This is a genomic window from Corynebacterium sp. HMSC055A01 (assembly GCF_001809405.1).
Classification (GTDB): Bacteria; Actinomycetota; Actinomycetes; order Mycobacteriales; family Mycobacteriaceae; genus Corynebacterium; species Corynebacterium hesseae.
In genome coordinates, this window is record NZ_KV797574.1 from 1 (window position 1) to 395 (window position 395).

A 395-nucleotide genomic window follows, 5' to 3' on the forward strand; every position below is an offset into this window, starting at 1 on the left:
CCACCGGCCTAAAAGCCCGGCGGAAACACCAATCTCTTTAGCCACATGGGCAATCGGGCGCTCTGACTCGATTACCAGGTTCGCGGCCTCACGCCGGTACTCAGGCGTGTACTTCTTGCGCTGTTGACTCACAATGAACATCCTCTCTTACGGACACAAGATCCGTACAAATAGGGTGTCCACTAAACGAGGGTAACCTCACACTGCAACGGTTCCGTCTGGGTGTACACATACCTCTACGTCCCAATCTTTGCCAGGATACGTCGAACAAACCATGCTGTAAGCACGGGTTGCAACATGCTTAATCAACACCAATTACTCCTAACAATTCATCCGTAGGTGTCAAATCGTCCGTGCGCATCATCGGGACCTGACCCCCGGAAAGTAGACACGTC

1 protein-coding gene is annotated in these 395 nt (G+C 52.4%); it reads right to left on the reverse strand.

Annotated features, from left to right (window positions below; all coding sequences use genetic code 11):
* Positions 1 to 141 (reverse strand): transposase (locus tag HMPREF2604_RS14515; protein WP_141746436.1); only part of this gene is annotated, 141 nt, incomplete at its 3' end.
* Positions 142 to 395 lie beyond the last annotated feature (254 nt).